Source organism: Pseudomonas sp. PDM24, from assembly GCF_019218905.1.
Classification (GTDB): Bacteria; Pseudomonadota; Gammaproteobacteria; order Pseudomonadales; family Pseudomonadaceae; genus Aquipseudomonas.
This window is the reverse complement of sequence record NZ_JAHUWR010000007.1, coordinates 117,427-133,276: the sequence shown is the minus strand read 5'-3', so window position 1 is coordinate 133,276 and position 15,850 is coordinate 117,427. Positions and strand designations below refer to the sequence as shown.

Here is a 15,850-nt window from a genome sequence, read left to right as displayed (position 1 = left end):
GGTCGATCAGGCCCGTGACCTGATCGTAAAAGGCCTGCCACGGTGCATCGAGGGTGTCAGCCATCACCACCTGCTCTTCGAACAGTTCACTGGCCTTTTTCAGAGAGGCCTTGCTGCTTTCGGCCTGGGCGGCCAGGGTTTCGTGCGCCGCTTTACTGGAGCCCAGAGCGTCCTGCAATTTCAGACCGTATTCGGCCTGAAGCTTTTCGATCTGCGCCAGTAACTCATCGAAACGGGTGCTCGACGCCGAATTGAGAAAGCCCTGCCCCAACGAGTAAGAACCCATCGCCCGGCCATCGCCGAGCGTCTGGGTCACGGCCGGCGTGACGTTGGTAATGAGTTCGCTCAGCTGGCGCATGTCGCTCTGGCTGTCGCGGCTCAGTCCCGCCTGACTGGCAATGATCTGGCTGAAAATCTGCGCGTTGCCGAGCAACTTGCCGATCAGCGCACTTTTGCTTTGCAGGGAGGTTTCCGTTTGCTGGGCCTTGAACGCGGCGATCATTTCATCGCGCTTGCCATCGAAAAAGGTGATTTGTTCCGGGTCAGTGGTCATCGCCGCCAGCCCTTGCAAACGGGCCAGCACGCTTTGCTCCAGCGCACTGATATTCGACTCGACATGACCGGCCTTGCCGGACTGGCCAAGGGTAACGTTGATCTGCACCAGGTTGTTCAGGGTTTCCAGATCCCGGCGCAGGCTCAGGCCGCTGCCCAGCAGGTCGAGGCTCTGCAGCTCGACCCGAGTGCCCTGGAATTCGCGATAGGAATCGCGCACCAGATAGAAGTTGGTCACCAGCATCGGCACGAGGAACAGCACGCTGATCAGGCTGAACTTCATGCCGAAGCTCAAGCGGTTCATCAGCGCGACGGCGGGATAGAGCAAGCTCTTCACTGTGAAGTCTCCCTTTGAATTCTTATTTTTATGGCAGGCGCGCAGAGACAGCAGATAGCCACTATTGGCGCTATCTCTGTATAGCCTAAATCGGCGGAGGGTTTTGTAACTTAAGGTTAACGACAGACACGCAGCCTTGTAGCAGCTGGCGAAGCCTGCGTTCGGCTGTAGCAGCTGTCGAGCCCCAGCGAGGCTGCGTTCGGCTGCGAAGCAGTCGTAAAGTCATCCAATGCGGTGTTTCAGGTAAACCAAGGTGATTGGAATGACGACTGCTGCGCAGCCGAACGCAGGCTTCGCCAGCTGCTACAGGGCTGCGATCTTTTCGATTCAAAGCAGAAATCAGGACAAAACGGTCCACAACGCAAACCCGGCATACCAAAGCACCGCCGCGCGCAGCAGCAGTTCCCAGATCCGGTCGAGGCTGTTGATACCGTCCGGCCCGACCACCGGCGCCGGAATTTCACCGGCCACCAACCCGACCTTCTCGATCAGTTGAACTGCGCTGATGTTCCAATTCAGCAGCTCGTTCAACATCACCCGGCCGACCGCGACAAAGTTGCCGACCAGCGCAAAACTCGCTGCTAGCAGTCGCACCGGTACCCAATCGAATGCATGACGCAGCTGTGCCGCTCGCTCGACCACGGCCGGGTTCTGCCCGTGCTCCTCGGCCAGCGCCAGCAGTCGATAGCTCAACGCGGCAACCGGGCCCAGCAGGAAGTACCAGAAGATCACCGCGAAAAAGCTCTGATAGGCCTGCCACAGCAGATGCCCTTCAACTCGCTCCAGCAGTTGCTCGCCGCTGTCGGCGCAAATATTCAGGTCGCGTTTGGCCACATGGGCGGCGGCTTGCAGGTCTTCCCGGCGCCAGGCATCGCGAAACGGCCCGAGGCCGGCCAGCAGATCACCTCGGCCCAGACTGTAAATCACCACCAGCAGGTGCACCGGTAACGCCAGCAAACCGTAGGCTACCGGCTCCAGCACCACCAACAGCAAACCCAGCAGCGCCACCGGCAACAACACCAGCACCACCAGTATCAGCCACGGACGGTTTGTCATGCGTGGGTTGGTTTCAAGCTTGTTCAGCTCGCGCACCCAACCGCCATCACGTTGAACCTGATGGCGCAGGGCCGAGAACTTCTCGATCCACACCGCCAACAGCAGCACCAGAAAACTCATTGTTACTCCTTTTTTTCCAGAGCAGCTTTTGCCAGAGACACGCGATAGCGTGCCCAGTCAAACGCCGGTCCCGGATCAGTCTTGCGCCCGGGTGCGATGTCGCTATGCCCGCAGATGCGTTGTGCGGTGATCCCCGTAAAGGTGCTTTGCAGCTGTCGCGTCAGGGCCGTCAACGCTTGATATTGGGCGTCGGTGAACGGCAGATCATCCGTGCCTTCGAGTTCGATGCCCACGGAAAAATCGTTACAGGTTTCCCGTCCTTCGAAACACGAGACGCCAGCGTGCCAAGCACGCTCAAGACAAGAGACAAACTGAGTGACGGTGCCGTCACGTTCAATCAGAAAGTGCGCAGACACCCGCAGGTCGGCAATTCCTGCAAAGTAGGGATGTTCCGTGACATCCAGACGATTCTGGAAAAATTCCTGCACCTTGCCGGTCAGAAACTGCGCTGGCGGCAGACTGATGTTGTGGATCACCAGCAGGGAAATTTCGCCCTCGGGGCGCGCATTGAAGTTGGGCGAGGGGCATATGCGCACGCCCTGACACCAACCGCTCGCGGGGTCCAACTGCATACAGGTTCCTTCAACGACGACTGTGTTGGTGCCCAGTATGCCGCGATAGACCCTCGGCGCGCGATCACTTGCCGCGATTGAGACGCCGCAGGTTGCCCAACACCGATTCCAGCGCCCGGTCGAACAGCAAGGTGTCGTCCAGCGTTCGCACCGCGCCACGCCGAAACTCCAGGGCCAGACCGGTGCGACTGTGCTCCAGCACCTTCATCCCGGTACGGTTGACGAAGATGTACTTGTCGGTGGCTTCAATGATCGCCGCCAGCTTGCAGCGCAGGGTGTTTTCCTCATATTCCTGAAACTCGACCCAGCAGCCCAGGCGCAACTGATCGACTTGAAGCAAAGCGACATCGTCCTGGGGCAAACGCATCGATGCGGTCTCGACCGGGCCTTCGTCAGCGGTGCGAAGCACGATTTGCTGCTGCACCTGGACCATCATCGGTGCGTCAACAGCCATGCTTTTCTGGCCCGGACGTTCGAACAGCTGCACATGCAAAGCTTCCAGTTTGCTGAAAAACTCGCCGGTGGCGAACGGATCGAATGCCGAGCTGTTCAAACCATCGCGCAACGACTTGAGCAACCCCGGTACCAGCGACAACAAGCGCAGACTCGCGTCGGGCTCGTCATGGCGTTGCACGCTCCAGATCAGTTGCGCCATGGTCTGCACATCGGCGTGCCATTCGGCGGACTGATCACCGTGCTTGAGGCAGGTCAGCAACAGCACCTTGCTCCAGGCCTCCTGGACAAACGCCACCACACTGTGCGGCAGCACCTTGCCCACCAACGCCTGGTTCAGTGCTTGCTCTACGCGTTGACGCGCCAGTTCGGTCCTGGCGCGGCCTTCTTCGGCGTCACGGGTCCGTTGTTCGAGTAATTCGCTGCGACGGCGCTCGTCACTGGTGAAGGCGAGAAAATCCGCCAGCAATTCGGAAAAGATTGCCGGGTCATCGACAAAGTCGTTCAACAAGCGCTGCACCACTTGCTCGATGCGCAGGTACAGGCTGTCGCGCTCATGGTCATCACACTCGCCCCAGCCCATGGCTGCAGCGGCGATTTCGTTGAGTAAACGCCGGGCCGGATGGCTGCTGCGGCTAAAGAAGCTCTTGTCGAGCACCGCGACTTTCAGCATCGGGATCTGCAAACGGCCGATCAGCGCCTTGAGCGAGTCCGGCAGGTTGCGGTCATCGAGGATGCATTCGAAGAGCATGGCGATCAGGTTGATCACGTCTTCGTCGGCCACCCCCACCACGCGCGACTTGCCGCTTTTGACACTGCCCCGGGTCAGCAGTTGTTCGAGCTGGCTACGCAGATCGAAGTCGTCTGGAGCCGCCAGTACCGGTACGTATTGCTGCAAATGCGAGAGCAGGCGCAGCAGGTCGCGGGTTGAGATGGGCTGGGTCTGGGCGCTGACCTCCAGGGTCGGCGCAACGCTGCCACGCACGTGGAACAGCAATTCCTGCAAGGCGGCGAAGACTTCCTGCACGCCTTCGTCAATCTGCGTATTGCCAGTTCGCACGCCTGTCTCGGCGGGGTCAGCACGAACACTCGCAGCCGCCCGATCGGTGGCACGCCGCGTCGGGGCGGGCTTGAGGTCCGGCAGCACACCGGTGGCGATCAGCAGTTGATTGGCTTCGGCGTAGAGCTGATCAGCATTGCTGAGCACATAGCGTTCGAACAGCTTGAGAATGATCAGCTTGACCTTGATCTCCATCCCCAGGTTGCGCCCGGCCTGCAAGAAATACTCGCAGAGCAGCGTCGGCCCCAGGGGGTTGTGCTGTTCGACCAGCGTCTTGCTCAACAGTGTGCTGAGTCGGGCGGTAAGCTGGTCGAGGGCGAAACCGTCGCGGTTCAGCACTTTGCCGACCATGCCCTCCACCGCCACATTACGTTCCATGTCGTCATGGGGTAACGGCACCGCGGCATCGAAAACCAGTGCCGGGGGAAAGGCAGCCTGAGAGGTGTCGTGATGAATGAGGCCGACGAAAGCCTCGGAGAATTGCTCAAGAAAACCGCGTTCGATGCTTTTGCGCTTGAGGCGCAAATCGCGCATGGCTTCGAAGAAGATGTTTTGCTCGACGTCGTTGCGGGCGCGGTCGGCCATTTCGAACAGGGTGTCATCGGCGTTATCGAACAGCTCCTGCAAACCTTGCTTGAGCTGTTGAGCAGCCTTGTCGCGAACCTGAAGCAGAATCACGGGCAGGCGGGCGAGCGGCGAGTGAGTCGCCTGGTCGGTAGCGGCCTTGTGCAAAGGCACTACATTCCCGTCGTTGTGCATCCAAGCCTCCTGAAACGGTGATTCTTCGGTTCGGTTCGTAAGAAAGATCGAGTACGCCGGCCATACAGCCGACACTCAACGGGGACAGTCACCACCCGTTGTCATTCAATAGTAAGGAATCCAAAGCTACGTCAAAGCTATGACGTCAAATGCAAGGCGGATTATCTGCAAAAGACCTTCTTTGTGCCAGCAGACTCTGCCCTTCCCCAAGAAATAGACGTTATGAGAGAGACCTTTGCTTAGCACTGATCGCTCGCGCCAATCGACCAAATGCAGGTTTGCTAACGATGGAATGGTCGTTGATGCCTTGGGTTGCCTCGCAGCATGGCCCTATAATCGGGCCACTTTGTTTGTGGAGCCCGTTATGCCGAATCTACGTCTCGCCGATTTGACCGCCGAAATCGAAGCCAACGTGCGCCGTGCGTTGCTCGAGGACATCGGCAGCGGCGACATCACCGCGCAACTGATCCCGGCCGAACGCCTGGCCAAAGCCACCATCATCACCCGCGATGAGGCTGTCATTGCTGGCACCGCGTGGGTGGATGCGGTTTTCCGGCAACTGGACCCTCGGGTTGCCGTTCACTGGCAGGTGCGCGACGGCGAGCGGGTGAAACCCAATCAGGTGTTGTTCCATCTCGAAGGCCCGGCGCGCTCGCTGCTGACGGGTGAACGCAGTGCTCTTAATTTCCTGCAATTGCTGTCTGGCGTGGCCACTCGCGCGCAGTACCTGGCCGATTTCGTCGCCGAGACCCAGGTGAAGTTGCTCGACACCCGCAAAACCCTGCCGGGGCTGCGCCTGGCCCAGAAATACGCCGTAACCTGCGGCGGTTGCCACAATCATCGCATCGGCCTGTATGACGCCTTCCTGATCAAGGAAAACCATATCGCCGCCTGCGGTGGCATTCCTGAAGCTATCTACGCCGCACACAAGATCGCCCCGGGCAAACCGGTGGAGATCGAAGTGGAAAGCCTGGAGGAACTGAAGGAAGCACTGGCGGCCGGTGCCGACATCATCATGCTCGATGAGCTGAGCCTGGATGACATGCGCGAAGCTGTACGCTTGAACGCCGGCAAGGCAAAACTGGAAGCCAGCGGTGGTATCAACGAAAGCACGTTGCTGCCAATCGCCGAAACCGGGGTGGATTATATTTCGATTGGTGCGATGACCAAGGATGTGAAGGCTGTGGACCTGTCGATGCGTTTAAGCCTCTGATTGAGAAAACGTACATTTCAAATGTGGGAGCGGGCTTGCTCGCGAAGAGGGCGTGTCAGTCGACGCAATTGTCGCCTGACTCACCGCTTTCGCGAGCAAGCCCGCTCCCACAGGTCAGACCACCAGATTGTTCATCTCGCAGTACTCTTCCCACTCGACGCCCAAAACCTCGGCCGCCTCCTTGTGCAGCGCCAGGCGCGCAGCCTCGTACTCTTCCGGGCTTGAGGTGTACTTGAGCGTCAGCTCCCACGGCTGCAAGCCCTGAGCTTCCGCCTCATCCTCGAACGCCCACTGGATCTGGTCTTTCTGATCGTCGGCTGGCAAGTCCTTGATCTCTTCAGCCAACTGAGGCGACTCAAGCAGGTACTTTTTAAGTGCTTCTTCGTTTCTGGCTTCTTGGGTCAATTCTTTAACGGTCATGGCGTTCTCGCTGATCTGGGGAATGGAAGATGGATCTGGATCATCAAGGATCTCTCTGACGCAGAAAAACCGTTTGAAGCCCGGTTTGTCTGGCCTTCAGAACCATTCGGGATCATCTGAAAACTGCTGGGCGATGCTCATGCAGACAACGAATATAGGACGTTTTGTCGATGAATTACACGGGTCTTTACATCTATCCCATAAAAAGCCACGTGCATAAGGAGCAGGAGGCTTTAGGAACATAAGTTGAAATCCAAAGTCATAGCGATGTGCCATATCGGCACTTCACAAGGAACCCCAGTGATGCGCAGTTTTTCGAAGCTTTTGTCTGCCCAGCTTGCCACCGCTACCCTGCTGCTTGGCAGCCTGACATTGGCCAGTGCCGCTCAAGCGGCTGTCGAAGTCACCTCTGACCCTGCGTTGTACTCCGACAAAATCTGCGCCCTCCACAATTCGTTCGGCAAGGACACACTCGTCAGAACCAGCGTCAGCATCGATGATCTGGAGAGCCTGCAAAAAACCGTGAAGGCCAATGCCACCGAACTGGAAAGCCAGAAGCGCACCCTCAGCGAGCAGGCCCGTCAGATCGAAGAACTCAAACGCAACAGCGGCTCCAGCTCAAGCTCGAACAACAGCGAAATCTCGAGCCTCAAACGGGAAATCAGTGATCAGGAGCGCGCGATGGATCAGCTCAAGCGCACTGTTGAGGATTTGAGCAGAAAGGTGAAATAAGCGAGAAGTGGTGCCCGAGACAGGAATCGAACCTGCGACCTTCGCGTTACGAGTGCGCTGCTCTACCGGCTGAGCTACACGGGCTGTGGGCTAAACCTAGCACTGGCTTCGGGGTCCGGCAACTTAGCGCACCGCAAAATCAAAAGATCGCAGCCTGCGGCAGCTCACAGCTTCGATGTACGCCGCCATATCGTGGCTGAACACAATCTCGGGTAGGAGCTGCCGCAGGCTGCGATCTTTTGATCTTTCTGCACGCAAAAAAATGCCCCACCGTTTTCACGGCGGGGCATTTTTTATAACGTTGAAGCGGTCAGGCGTGGGAGTGATTAAACACCCGAAGCCTTGGCTGCTGCTACGTCTTTGATGGACAGCTTGATACGGCCGCGGTTGTCCACGTCCAGTACCAGTACTTCCACTTCCTGGCCTTCTTTCAGGATGTCGGTCACTTTCTCAACGCGAGCATCGCTCAGCATCGAGATGTGAACCAGACCGTCCTTGCCCGGCAGGATGTTGACGAATGCGCCGAAGTCGACGATGCGCTCAACCTTACCGACATAGATCTTGCCGATCTCGGCTTCAGCGGTGATGCCCAGAACGCGCTGACGCGCAGCTTCTGCAGCTTCCTTGGTTTCGCCGAAGATCTTGATCGAACCGTCGTCTTCGATATCGATCGAAGCCTTGGTTTCTTCACAGATCGCACGAATGGTCGCGCCGCCTTTACCGATGACATCACGGATTTTGTCGGTGTCGATTTTCATCGCGATCATGGTCGGAGCGTTTTCCGACAGCTCGGTACGCGACTGACCAATGATCTGGTTCATCTGACCGAGGATATTCAGGCGCGCTTCCAGGGCTTGGCCCAGAGCGATTTCCATGATTTCTTCGGTGATGCCCTTGATCTTGATGTCCATCTGCAGCGCGGTAACACCTTTGGCGGTACCCGCTACTTTGAAGTCCATGTCGCCGAGGTGATCTTCGTCGCCCAGGATGTCGGTCAGGACGGCGAATTTCTCGCCTTCTTTAACCAGACCCATGGCGATACCGGCAACTGGTGCCTTCATCGGAACGCCAGCATCCATCAGAGCCAGGGAAGCGCCGCAGACCGAAGCCATGGAGCTCGAACCGTTGGACTCGGTGATTTCCGACACCACACGAATGGTGTACGGGAACACGTCGGCAGCAGGCAGCATGGCCTGAACCGAACGACGGGCCAGACGGCCGTGACCGATTTCGCGACGACCAGCGCCACCCATGCGACCACACTCACCTACCGAGAACGGAGGGAAGTTGTAGTGCAGCATGAACGGGTCTTTTTTCTCGCCTTCCAGGGTGTCCAGCAGCTGTGCGTCACGGGCAGTACCCAGCGTCGCGACTACCAGGGCCTGGGTTTCGCCACGGGTGAACAGTGCCGAACCGTGGGTCTTTGGCAGAACGCCGACTTCGATGTTCAGCGGACGTACGGTCTTGGTGTCGCGACCGTCGATACGTGGCTTGCCGTTAACGATGTTTTCGCGAACGGTGCGGTATTCGATTTCACCGAAAGCCGCTTTGACTTCAGCGGAGGTCGGCTGACCTTCTTCACCGGACAGATTGGCAACAACCTGGTCTTTCAGCTCGCCCAGACGCGCATAACGGTCGGCTTTGACGGTGATGGTGTAAGCCTGGGAGATCGCTTCGCCGAACTCGGCACGGATAGCGCCCAGCAGTGCGGTGGCTTCTGGCTGAGGAGCCCAGGTCCAGGTTGGCTTGGCGGCTTCAGCGGCCAGTTCTTTAACGGCGTTGATTACCACCTGGAACTCGTCGTGAGCAAACAGTACAGCGCCCAGCATCTGGTCTTCGGTCAGCTCTTTGGCTTCCGATTCAACCATCAACACGGCTTCCGAAGTACCGGCAACGACCATGTCCAGGCTCGAAGCTTTCAGTTGTTCGTAAGTCGGGTTCAGCAGGTAACCGGTGCTTTCATGGAACGCAACGCGGGCAGCGCCGATCGGGCCATCGAAAGGAATGCCGGAGATGGCCAGGGCAGCCGAGGTACCGATCATCGCAGCGATGTCCGGATCGGTTTTCTTGCTGGTGGAAACGACGGTGCAGACAACCTGCACTTCGTTCATGAAGCCTTCCGGGAACAGCGGACGGATCGGACGGTCGATCAGTCGGGAAGTCAGGGTTTCTTTCTCGGAAGGACGGCCTTCACGCTTGAAGAAACCGCCAGGGATCTTACCGGCAGCGTAAGTCTTTTCCTGGTAGTGAACGGACAGAGGGAAGAAGCCCTTGCCTGGATCGGCTTGCTTGGCACCGACTACGGTCACCAATACGCTGACGTCGTCGTCAACGGTGACCAATACTGCGCCGGAGGCCTGACGGGCGATACGGCCAGTCTCGAGGGTAACGGTCGACTGACCGAACTGGAATTTTTTGATTACCGGGTTCACGGTGTCCTACCTTCTTTTGTGGCTCTTGGGGAACTTGTCTTCTTGCGAAATTCTTGGGCAATGTCGGGAATCGGCCCAACGCCTGTCCAGGGTAAAACGACTATCCAGATAAAACTTGAGGCTGGGAGCCTGCCATGTACCGGCGGGAAACCCGCTGGCACACAGCAAACAACCAACCTCTAGCGCAATCGCTTATTAGCGACGCAGACCCAGGCGACCGATCAGAGCCTGGTAACGGCCCAGATCCTTGCCTTTCAGGTAGTCCAGCAGCTTACGGCGCTGGTTTACCATGCGGATCAGACCACGACGGGAGTGGTGATCTTTACCGTTGGCCTTGAAGTGACCTTGCAGCTTGTTGATGTTGTGGGTCAGCAGTGCAACTTGCACTTCTGGCGAACCAGTGTCACCAACAGCTTGCTGGTAGTCAGCTACGATTTGAGCTTTTTCTTGAACGTCGAGAGCCATGAGGCAATCCTTTTATCAGGAAACTGTTTCAAAGAAACAGCTTCAACAGGCCAGGGACAAATCCCTGTATCTATAAATGAGTAGTGACCGTGCCTGTTAACAGCCACACTCGCCGACCTGCTGTTACACAGGCCGGTTTCGGTCATTCTGACCGAATCAGTCGACGTGGCGCGATGCGCCCGTCTTCGCTCACTTCACCGATACCGATGAAACGACCATTGTGATCCTGTACCCGTACCATGCCGAACTTCGGTGCATCCGGGGCACGTACCGGTTGGCCGTTAAGCCAGTAGAACGCGCTGTGCTCCGAGAAATGCAACAGTGGCCAGTCCAGCAGGCCGCTGTCCGAGGGCATCAGAAAGCGGTCGACCGCTTCGTTGCCACCTTCAGCATGTACCGCTTCAAGCTCTTCCAGAGTGACGGTCTGTGCAAGCGTGAAAGGCCCGGCCTGGGTACGTCGCAATTCAGCCACGTAAGCGCCACAACCGAGTTGCTCACCGATATCCTCCACCAGGGTGCGGATATAGGTGCCTTTGCTGCAATCCACCGCAAGCCGCGCAGTATCACCCTCAAAGGCCAGTAATTCCAAGCGCGCAATAGTAACAGAACGCGGTTCGCGCTCCACTACTTCGCCTGCACGGGCCAGCTTGTACAGCGGCTGCCCATCACGCTTGAGCGCCGAGTACATCGGCGGTATCTGACTGATTTGCCCACGAAATTTCGGCAGCACAGCTTCGATATCGGCGCGACCAACGGTCACCGGGCGTTCCAGCAAAACTTCACCTTCGGCATCGGCCGTGGTGGTGGTCTTGCCCAGTTGCGCCAGGGTTTCATAAGCCTTGTCGGAATCGAGCAAGTATTGCGAGAACTTGGTGGCCTCGCCAAAGCACAACGGCAGCACGCCGGTGGCCAGCGGATCGAGACTGCCGGTGTGCCCGGCCTTCTCGGCATTGAGCAACCAGCGAACCTTCTGCAACGCCGCATTGGAGGTGAACCCCAGCGGCTTGTCGAGCAGGATGATGCCGCTGACGTTACGACGGATACGTTTGACCTGAGCCACCGATTACTCCTTGGCGTCTTCGGGTTCAGCCGCTACCGGGTGCTGATTGTCTTCAGCCACCGCACGCTCGATCAGGGCCGACAGGTGCGCGCCACGCACGACGCTTTCGTCGTAATGGAAGTGCAACTGCGGAACGCTGCGCAACTTCATTTCGCGAGCCAACTGCATACGCAGGAAACCGGCGGCTGCGTTGAGCACCTTGATGCTTTGGGCGATGTCTTCAGCGCTGTCCTGGCCCATCACAGTGATGAAGATCTTGGCGTGACCGACGTCACGGCTGACTTCAACAGCGGTAATGGTGACCAGACCGACGCGCGGGTCTTTGACTTCACGACGGATCAGCTGTGCCAGCTCACGCTGCATCTGATCGCCGATACGTTGGGTACGGCTGTATTCTTTTGCCATGTCTTGTTACCTGTTACTGCCCCACGGTGAAACCCGAGGGGTCTGAAAGCGGCAAACGCCCGGCCTGACAAAAGCCAGACCGGGCGTTGCGTTTAGAGTCCGGACGTTGCGCCGCGCATCTGCATGCGGCGGCTCATCGTGGCCCTTGAAGTGCGCGAGTTAGAGGCTGCGAGCAACCTGCACCTTCTCGAAGACTTCAATCTTGTCGCCGACCTTGACGTCGTTGTAGCTCTTCACGCCGATACCGCATTCCATGCCGGCACGTACTTCGGAAGCGTCATCCTTGAAGCGGCGCAGGGATTCCAGCTCGCCTTCGAAGATAACGATGTCTTCACGCAGTACACGGATTGGACGGTTACGGTGAACAACACCTTCGATAACCATGCAACCGGCGATCGCGCCAAACTTCGGCGAACGGAACACGTCACGCACTTCAGCGGTACCCAGGATGTTCTCGCGAACATCGCTGCCCAGCATACCGGTGAGGGCTTTCTTGACGTCTTCGATGATGTCGTAGATCACGTTGTAGTAACGCATATCCAGACCTTCCTGCTCGACGATCTTGCGAGCGCCAGCATCGGCACGCACGTTGAAGCCGAACAGTACAGCGTTGGAGGCCAGGGCCAGGTTGGCGTCGGATTCGGTGATACCACCGACACCGCCACCGACCACACGCACTTGCACTTCGTCGTTACCCAGGCCATTCAAGGCACCGTTCAACGCTTCCAGCGAACCACGGACGTCGGATTTGAGGACGATGTTGAGCGTCTTCTTCTCTTCCTGCCCCATGTTCTCGAAGATGTTTTCAAGCTTGCCAGCGTGAGCGCGGGCCAGTTTGACTTCGCGGAACTTGCCTTGACGGAACAGAGCCACTTCACGGGCTTTCTTCTCGTCGGCAACAACGCTCATCTCGTCGCCAGCGTCCGGGGTACCGTCCAGGCCGAGAATCTCGACAGGAATGGAAGGACCGGCTTCCTTGATTGGCTTGCCGTTCTCGTCGAGCATGGCGCGAACGCGGCCATAGTTCGAACCGACCAGCACCATGTCGCCTTGGCGCAGGGTACCGTCTTGAACCAGAACGGTTGCAACCGGACCACGACCTTTGTCGAGACGCGATTCAACCACAACGCCACGGCCAGGAGCCGAAGGGGTCGCTTTCAGTTCGAGAACTTCAGCTTGCAGCAGGACCGCTTCAAGCAACTCGTCCACGCCAGTACCGACTTTCGCCGAAACCGATACGAACGGGGTGTCGCCGCCCCACTCTTCCGAGGTCACGCCGTGAACCGACAATTCGCTACGGATGCGATCAAGATCGGCGCCCGGCTTGTCGATTTTGTTCACTGCAACAACCAGCGGAACACCAGCAGCCTTGGCGTGCTGAACGGCTTCAACGGTCTGCGGCATTACGCCGTCGTCCGCTGCAACCACCAGGATCACGATGTCGGTCGCCTTGGCACCACGGGCACGCATGGCGGTAAACGCGGCGTGACCAGGGGTGTCGAGGAAGGTGACCATGCCGCGCTCGGTTTCAACGTGGTACGCACCGATGTGCTGGGTGATACCACCGGCTTCGCCAGCAGCTACCTTGGCACGACGGATGTAGTCGAGCAGCGAGGTCTTACCGTGGTCAACGTGACCCATTACGGTCACAACCGGTGCACGGGAGAACGCTTCACCTTCAAACTTCAGGGACTCGGCCAGGGAATCTTCCAGGGCGGTGTCGCTGACCAGGGTCACTTTGTGGCCCAGCTCTTCGGCAACCAGTTGGGCAGTTTCCTGATCCAGTACCTGGTTGATGGTCGCTGGAGTACCCAGTTTGAACATGAACTTGATGATTTCAGCAGCCTTGACCGACATCTGCTGGGCGAGATCGCCAACAGTGATGGTCTCGCCGATCTTCACTTCGCGCACAACAGGGCCGGTTGGGCTCTGGAAACCGTGGGCGTTGCGCTTCTTCAGCTTGGCCTTGCCGCGACCACCACGACGGAAGCCATCGCTTTCTTCGTCGGTAGTACGTGGCGCAACACGTGGAGCAGGCGCTTTTTCCTTGACCGAAGCACGATGCGGAGCGTTTTTGCGCTCGCCATCGCCACTGCCACGACGATTGGCATCGTCGGCACGTGGTTTGTCCGGACGACGCTGTTCGTCGCGCTTACGAGTGTCGGCCGCAGGTGCTGGTGCAGCTGCAACAACCGGCGCGCTTTCACGCACTGGTTCGGCAACTGCAGCAGGCGCTGCAACGGCGTCGTTAGTAGCGGTTTGCGCAGCAGCAGGCTGGCGACGCGCTTCTTCTTCGGCGCGACGCTTGGCTTCTTCTTCAGCCTTCTGACGAGCAGCATTTTCTACTGCGCGGCGTTCTTCCAGTTCGCGTTTGCGCTCGGCTTCGATTTCTTCCGGGCTGCGTTGTACGAAGACTTTCTTCTTGCGTACTTCAACGCTGATGCTCTTGCTACCAGCAACACGCAGGGTGCTGGTGGTTTTGCGCTGCAATGTAATCTTGCGCGGTTCTTCCACTTTCGCCTTGTGGCTGCTCTTCAAGTGAGTCAGCAAAGACTGCTTCTCACTATCGCTCACACCTTCATCGGCGGCGGTGTGCGGCAGACCTGCCTCACGCATCTGCTGCAACAGGCGCTCTACCGGTGTTTTGACCTCATCGGCCAGTTGTTTCACCGTGACTTGCGTCATGCACTTCTCTCCTCAGGCCGCGCCTAATTACTCGAACCAATGGGCTCGGGCGGCCATGATCAACTTGCCGGCACGATCATCGTCAATGCCGTCGATGTCGAGCAGGTCGTCAATAGACTGCTCGGCCAGGTCTTCGCGGGTAATTACGCCGCGCACCGCCAGTTCCATCGCCAAATCCTTGTCCATACCCTCAAGCGAGAGCAGGTCTTCGGCCGGATGGGCGTCTGCCAGCTTTTCCTCAGTAGCGATGGCTTTAGTCAACAAACGATCCTTGGCGCGAGCGCGAAGCTCGTTGACGGTTTCTTCGTCAAAGCCGTCGATGTTGAGCATTTCTTCCAACGGTACGTAGGCAATCTCTTCCAGGCTGGTGAAGCCTTCATCTACCAGCACCTGTGCCAGGTCTTCGTCGACTTCCAGCTCGTCGATGAAGTTGCGCAGGATGTCGCCGGTTTCTGCTTGCTGCTTAGCCTGGATGTCCGATTCGGTCATCACGTTCAGGGTCCAGCCAGTCAACTGGCTAGCCAGACGCACGTTCTGACCACCGCGACCGATGGCCTGAGCCAGATTGTCTGCGCCAACGGCGATGTCCATTGCATGGGCATCTTCGTCAACGATAATTGCCGCCACTTCAGCCGGCGACATTGCATTGATCACGAACTGCGCCGGGTTATCGTCCCACAGGACGATATCCACACGCTCACCGCCCAACTCGCCGGACACTGCCTGGACGCGCGAACCGCGCATACCGATGCAAGCGCCTTGCGGGTCAATGCGTTTGTCCTTGGAGCGGACCGCGATCTTGGCGCGCGAACCCGGGTCGCGGGACGCAGCCATTACTTCGATCAGGCCTTCAGCAATTTCCGGCACTTCGATGCGGAACAACTCGATCAGCATTTCCGGCGCGGTACGCGACAGGATCAACTGAGGGCCGCGGTTCTCGGTGCGGATTTCCTTGAGCAGCGCACGCAGACGCACGCCAACCCGGAAGGTTTCGCGAGAAATGATGTCTTCACGGGCCAGCAACGCTTCAGCGTTATTGCCCAGGTCGACGATCACGTTGTCGCGGGTGACTTTCTTCACGGTGCCGGAGATGATTTCCCCCAGGCGCTCGCGGTAGGCGTCGACGACTTGAGCACGCTCGGCTTCGCGAACTTTCTGCACGATGACTTGCTTGGCAGTCTGTGCAGCAATGCGGCCGAACTCGATGGATTCGATCTTTTCTTCGACAACATCGCCGACCTTGGCGCCAGGATGCGTTTCGGCAACCTTGCTTGGCCAGGTTTCGATGGCCGGATCGTCCAGGTCTGCTTCTTCGACGACCGTCCAGCGACGGAATGTCTCGTAAGCACCGGTGTGGCGATTGATTTCCACACGCAGATCGACTTCGTCCTCAAAACGCTTTTTGGTAGCAGTGGCCAGAGCCAGCTCCAGCGCTTCAAAAATTACGTTTGCCGGTACGCCCTTTTCATTGGATACCGACTCAACAACCAGCAGTACTTCTTTGCTCATCGTACGCCTCGCCTTTCGCA

The 15,850-nt window shown here is 58.1% G+C and carries 12 protein-coding genes and 1 tRNA gene; 2 read left to right on the top strand and 11 right to left on the bottom strand.

Going from position 1 to position 15,850, the window contains the following annotated elements:
* Nucleotides 1-1,228 precede the first annotated feature (1,228 nt).
* The 3 genes from ampE to KW837_RS22320 all read right to left on the bottom strand — a co-directional run bounded on the left by ampE (nucleotide 1,229) and on the right by KW837_RS22320 (nucleotide 4,909).
* Nucleotides 1,229-2,065 (bottom strand): regulatory signaling modulator protein AmpE, encoded by an 837-nt coding sequence (gene ampE / locus KW837_RS22330; RefSeq protein ID WP_218398650.1) that lies wholly within the window; start codon nucleotides 2,063-2,065, stop codon nucleotides 1,229-1,231.
* Between the two features lie 2 nt (nucleotides 2,066-2,067).
* The gene (ampD, locus tag KW837_RS22325) at nucleotides 2,068-2,637 is read right to left on the bottom strand and encodes a 1,6-anhydro-N-acetylmuramyl-L-alanine amidase AmpD (RefSeq protein WP_218398649.1); all 570 of its coding nucleotides are present in this window, start codon (nucleotides 2,635-2,637) and stop codon (nucleotides 2,068-2,070) included.
* A 64-nt stretch (nucleotides 2,638-2,701) separates the two neighbouring features.
* On the bottom strand, nucleotides 2,702-4,909 hold the full coding sequence (locus KW837_RS22320) for a DUF1631 domain-containing protein (protein WP_218398648.1): 2,208 nt from the start codon (nucleotides 4,907-4,909) through the stop codon (nucleotides 2,702-2,704).
* A 364-nt stretch (nucleotides 4,910-5,273) separates the two neighbouring features.
* Between KW837_RS22320 and nadC the strand changes: the two genes are divergently transcribed.
* Entirely contained in the window at nucleotides 5,274-6,122 is an 849-nt protein-coding gene (nadC, locus tag KW837_RS22315; protein ID WP_218398647.1) for a carboxylating nicotinate-nucleotide diphosphorylase, read from the top strand.
* A gap of 114 nt (nucleotides 6,123-6,236) precedes the next feature.
* On the opposite strand, the gene KW837_RS22310 is transcribed toward nadC, so the two are convergent.
* Nucleotides 6,237-6,542 carry a DUF6388 family protein gene (locus KW837_RS22310; protein ID WP_218398646.1) on the bottom strand — a complete coding sequence of 102 codons (306 nt, stop codon included), beginning with the start codon at nucleotides 6,540-6,542 and terminating at the stop codon, nucleotides 6,237-6,239.
* A 303-nt stretch (nucleotides 6,543-6,845) separates the two neighbouring features.
* Between KW837_RS22310 and KW837_RS22305 the strand changes: the two genes are divergently transcribed.
* Entirely contained in the window at nucleotides 6,846-7,274 is a 429-nt protein-coding gene (locus KW837_RS22305; RefSeq protein WP_218398645.1) for a hypothetical protein, read from the top strand.
* 8 nt (nucleotides 7,275-7,282) lie between these two features.
* On the opposite strand, the gene KW837_RS22300 is transcribed toward KW837_RS22305, so the two are convergent.
* From KW837_RS22300 to nusA, 7 genes are all read right to left on the bottom strand, one after another.
* Nucleotides 7,283-7,358 (bottom strand) — tRNA-Thr (locus KW837_RS22300).
* Nucleotides 7,359-7,600: 242 nt separating this feature from the next.
* Nucleotides 7,601-9,706 (bottom strand): polyribonucleotide nucleotidyltransferase, encoded by a 2,106-nt coding sequence (gene pnp, locus KW837_RS22295; protein ID WP_052965657.1) that lies wholly within the window; start codon nucleotides 9,704-9,706, stop codon nucleotides 7,601-7,603.
* A gap of 195 nt (nucleotides 9,707-9,901) precedes the next feature.
* Entirely contained in the window at nucleotides 9,902-10,171 is a 270-nt protein-coding gene (gene rpsO / locus KW837_RS22290; RefSeq protein WP_003176135.1) for a 30S ribosomal protein S15, read from the bottom strand.
* Between the two features lie 142 nt (nucleotides 10,172-10,313).
* On the bottom strand, nucleotides 10,314-11,231 hold the full coding sequence (gene truB / locus KW837_RS22285; protein WP_008067213.1) for a tRNA pseudouridine(55) synthase TruB: 918 nt from the start codon (nucleotides 11,229-11,231) through the stop codon (nucleotides 10,314-10,316).
* A 3-nt stretch (nucleotides 11,232-11,234) separates the two neighbouring features.
* The gene (gene rbfA, locus KW837_RS22280) at nucleotides 11,235-11,636 is read right to left on the bottom strand and encodes a 30S ribosome-binding factor RbfA (protein ID WP_123355979.1); all 402 of its coding nucleotides are present in this window, start codon (nucleotides 11,634-11,636) and stop codon (nucleotides 11,235-11,237) included.
* A 159-nt stretch (nucleotides 11,637-11,795) separates the two neighbouring features.
* Nucleotides 11,796-14,321 carry a translation initiation factor IF-2 gene (infB, locus tag KW837_RS22275; protein ID WP_063341586.1) on the bottom strand — a complete coding sequence of 842 codons (2,526 nt, stop codon included), beginning with the start codon at nucleotides 14,319-14,321 and terminating at the stop codon, nucleotides 11,796-11,798.
* A 27-nt stretch (nucleotides 14,322-14,348) separates the two neighbouring features.
* Nucleotides 14,349-15,830 carry a transcription termination factor NusA gene (gene nusA, locus KW837_RS22270; RefSeq protein ID WP_007900474.1) on the bottom strand — a complete coding sequence of 494 codons (1,482 nt, stop codon included), beginning with the start codon at nucleotides 15,828-15,830 and terminating at the stop codon, nucleotides 14,349-14,351.
* Between the last annotated feature and the right edge of the window lie 20 nt (nucleotides 15,831-15,850).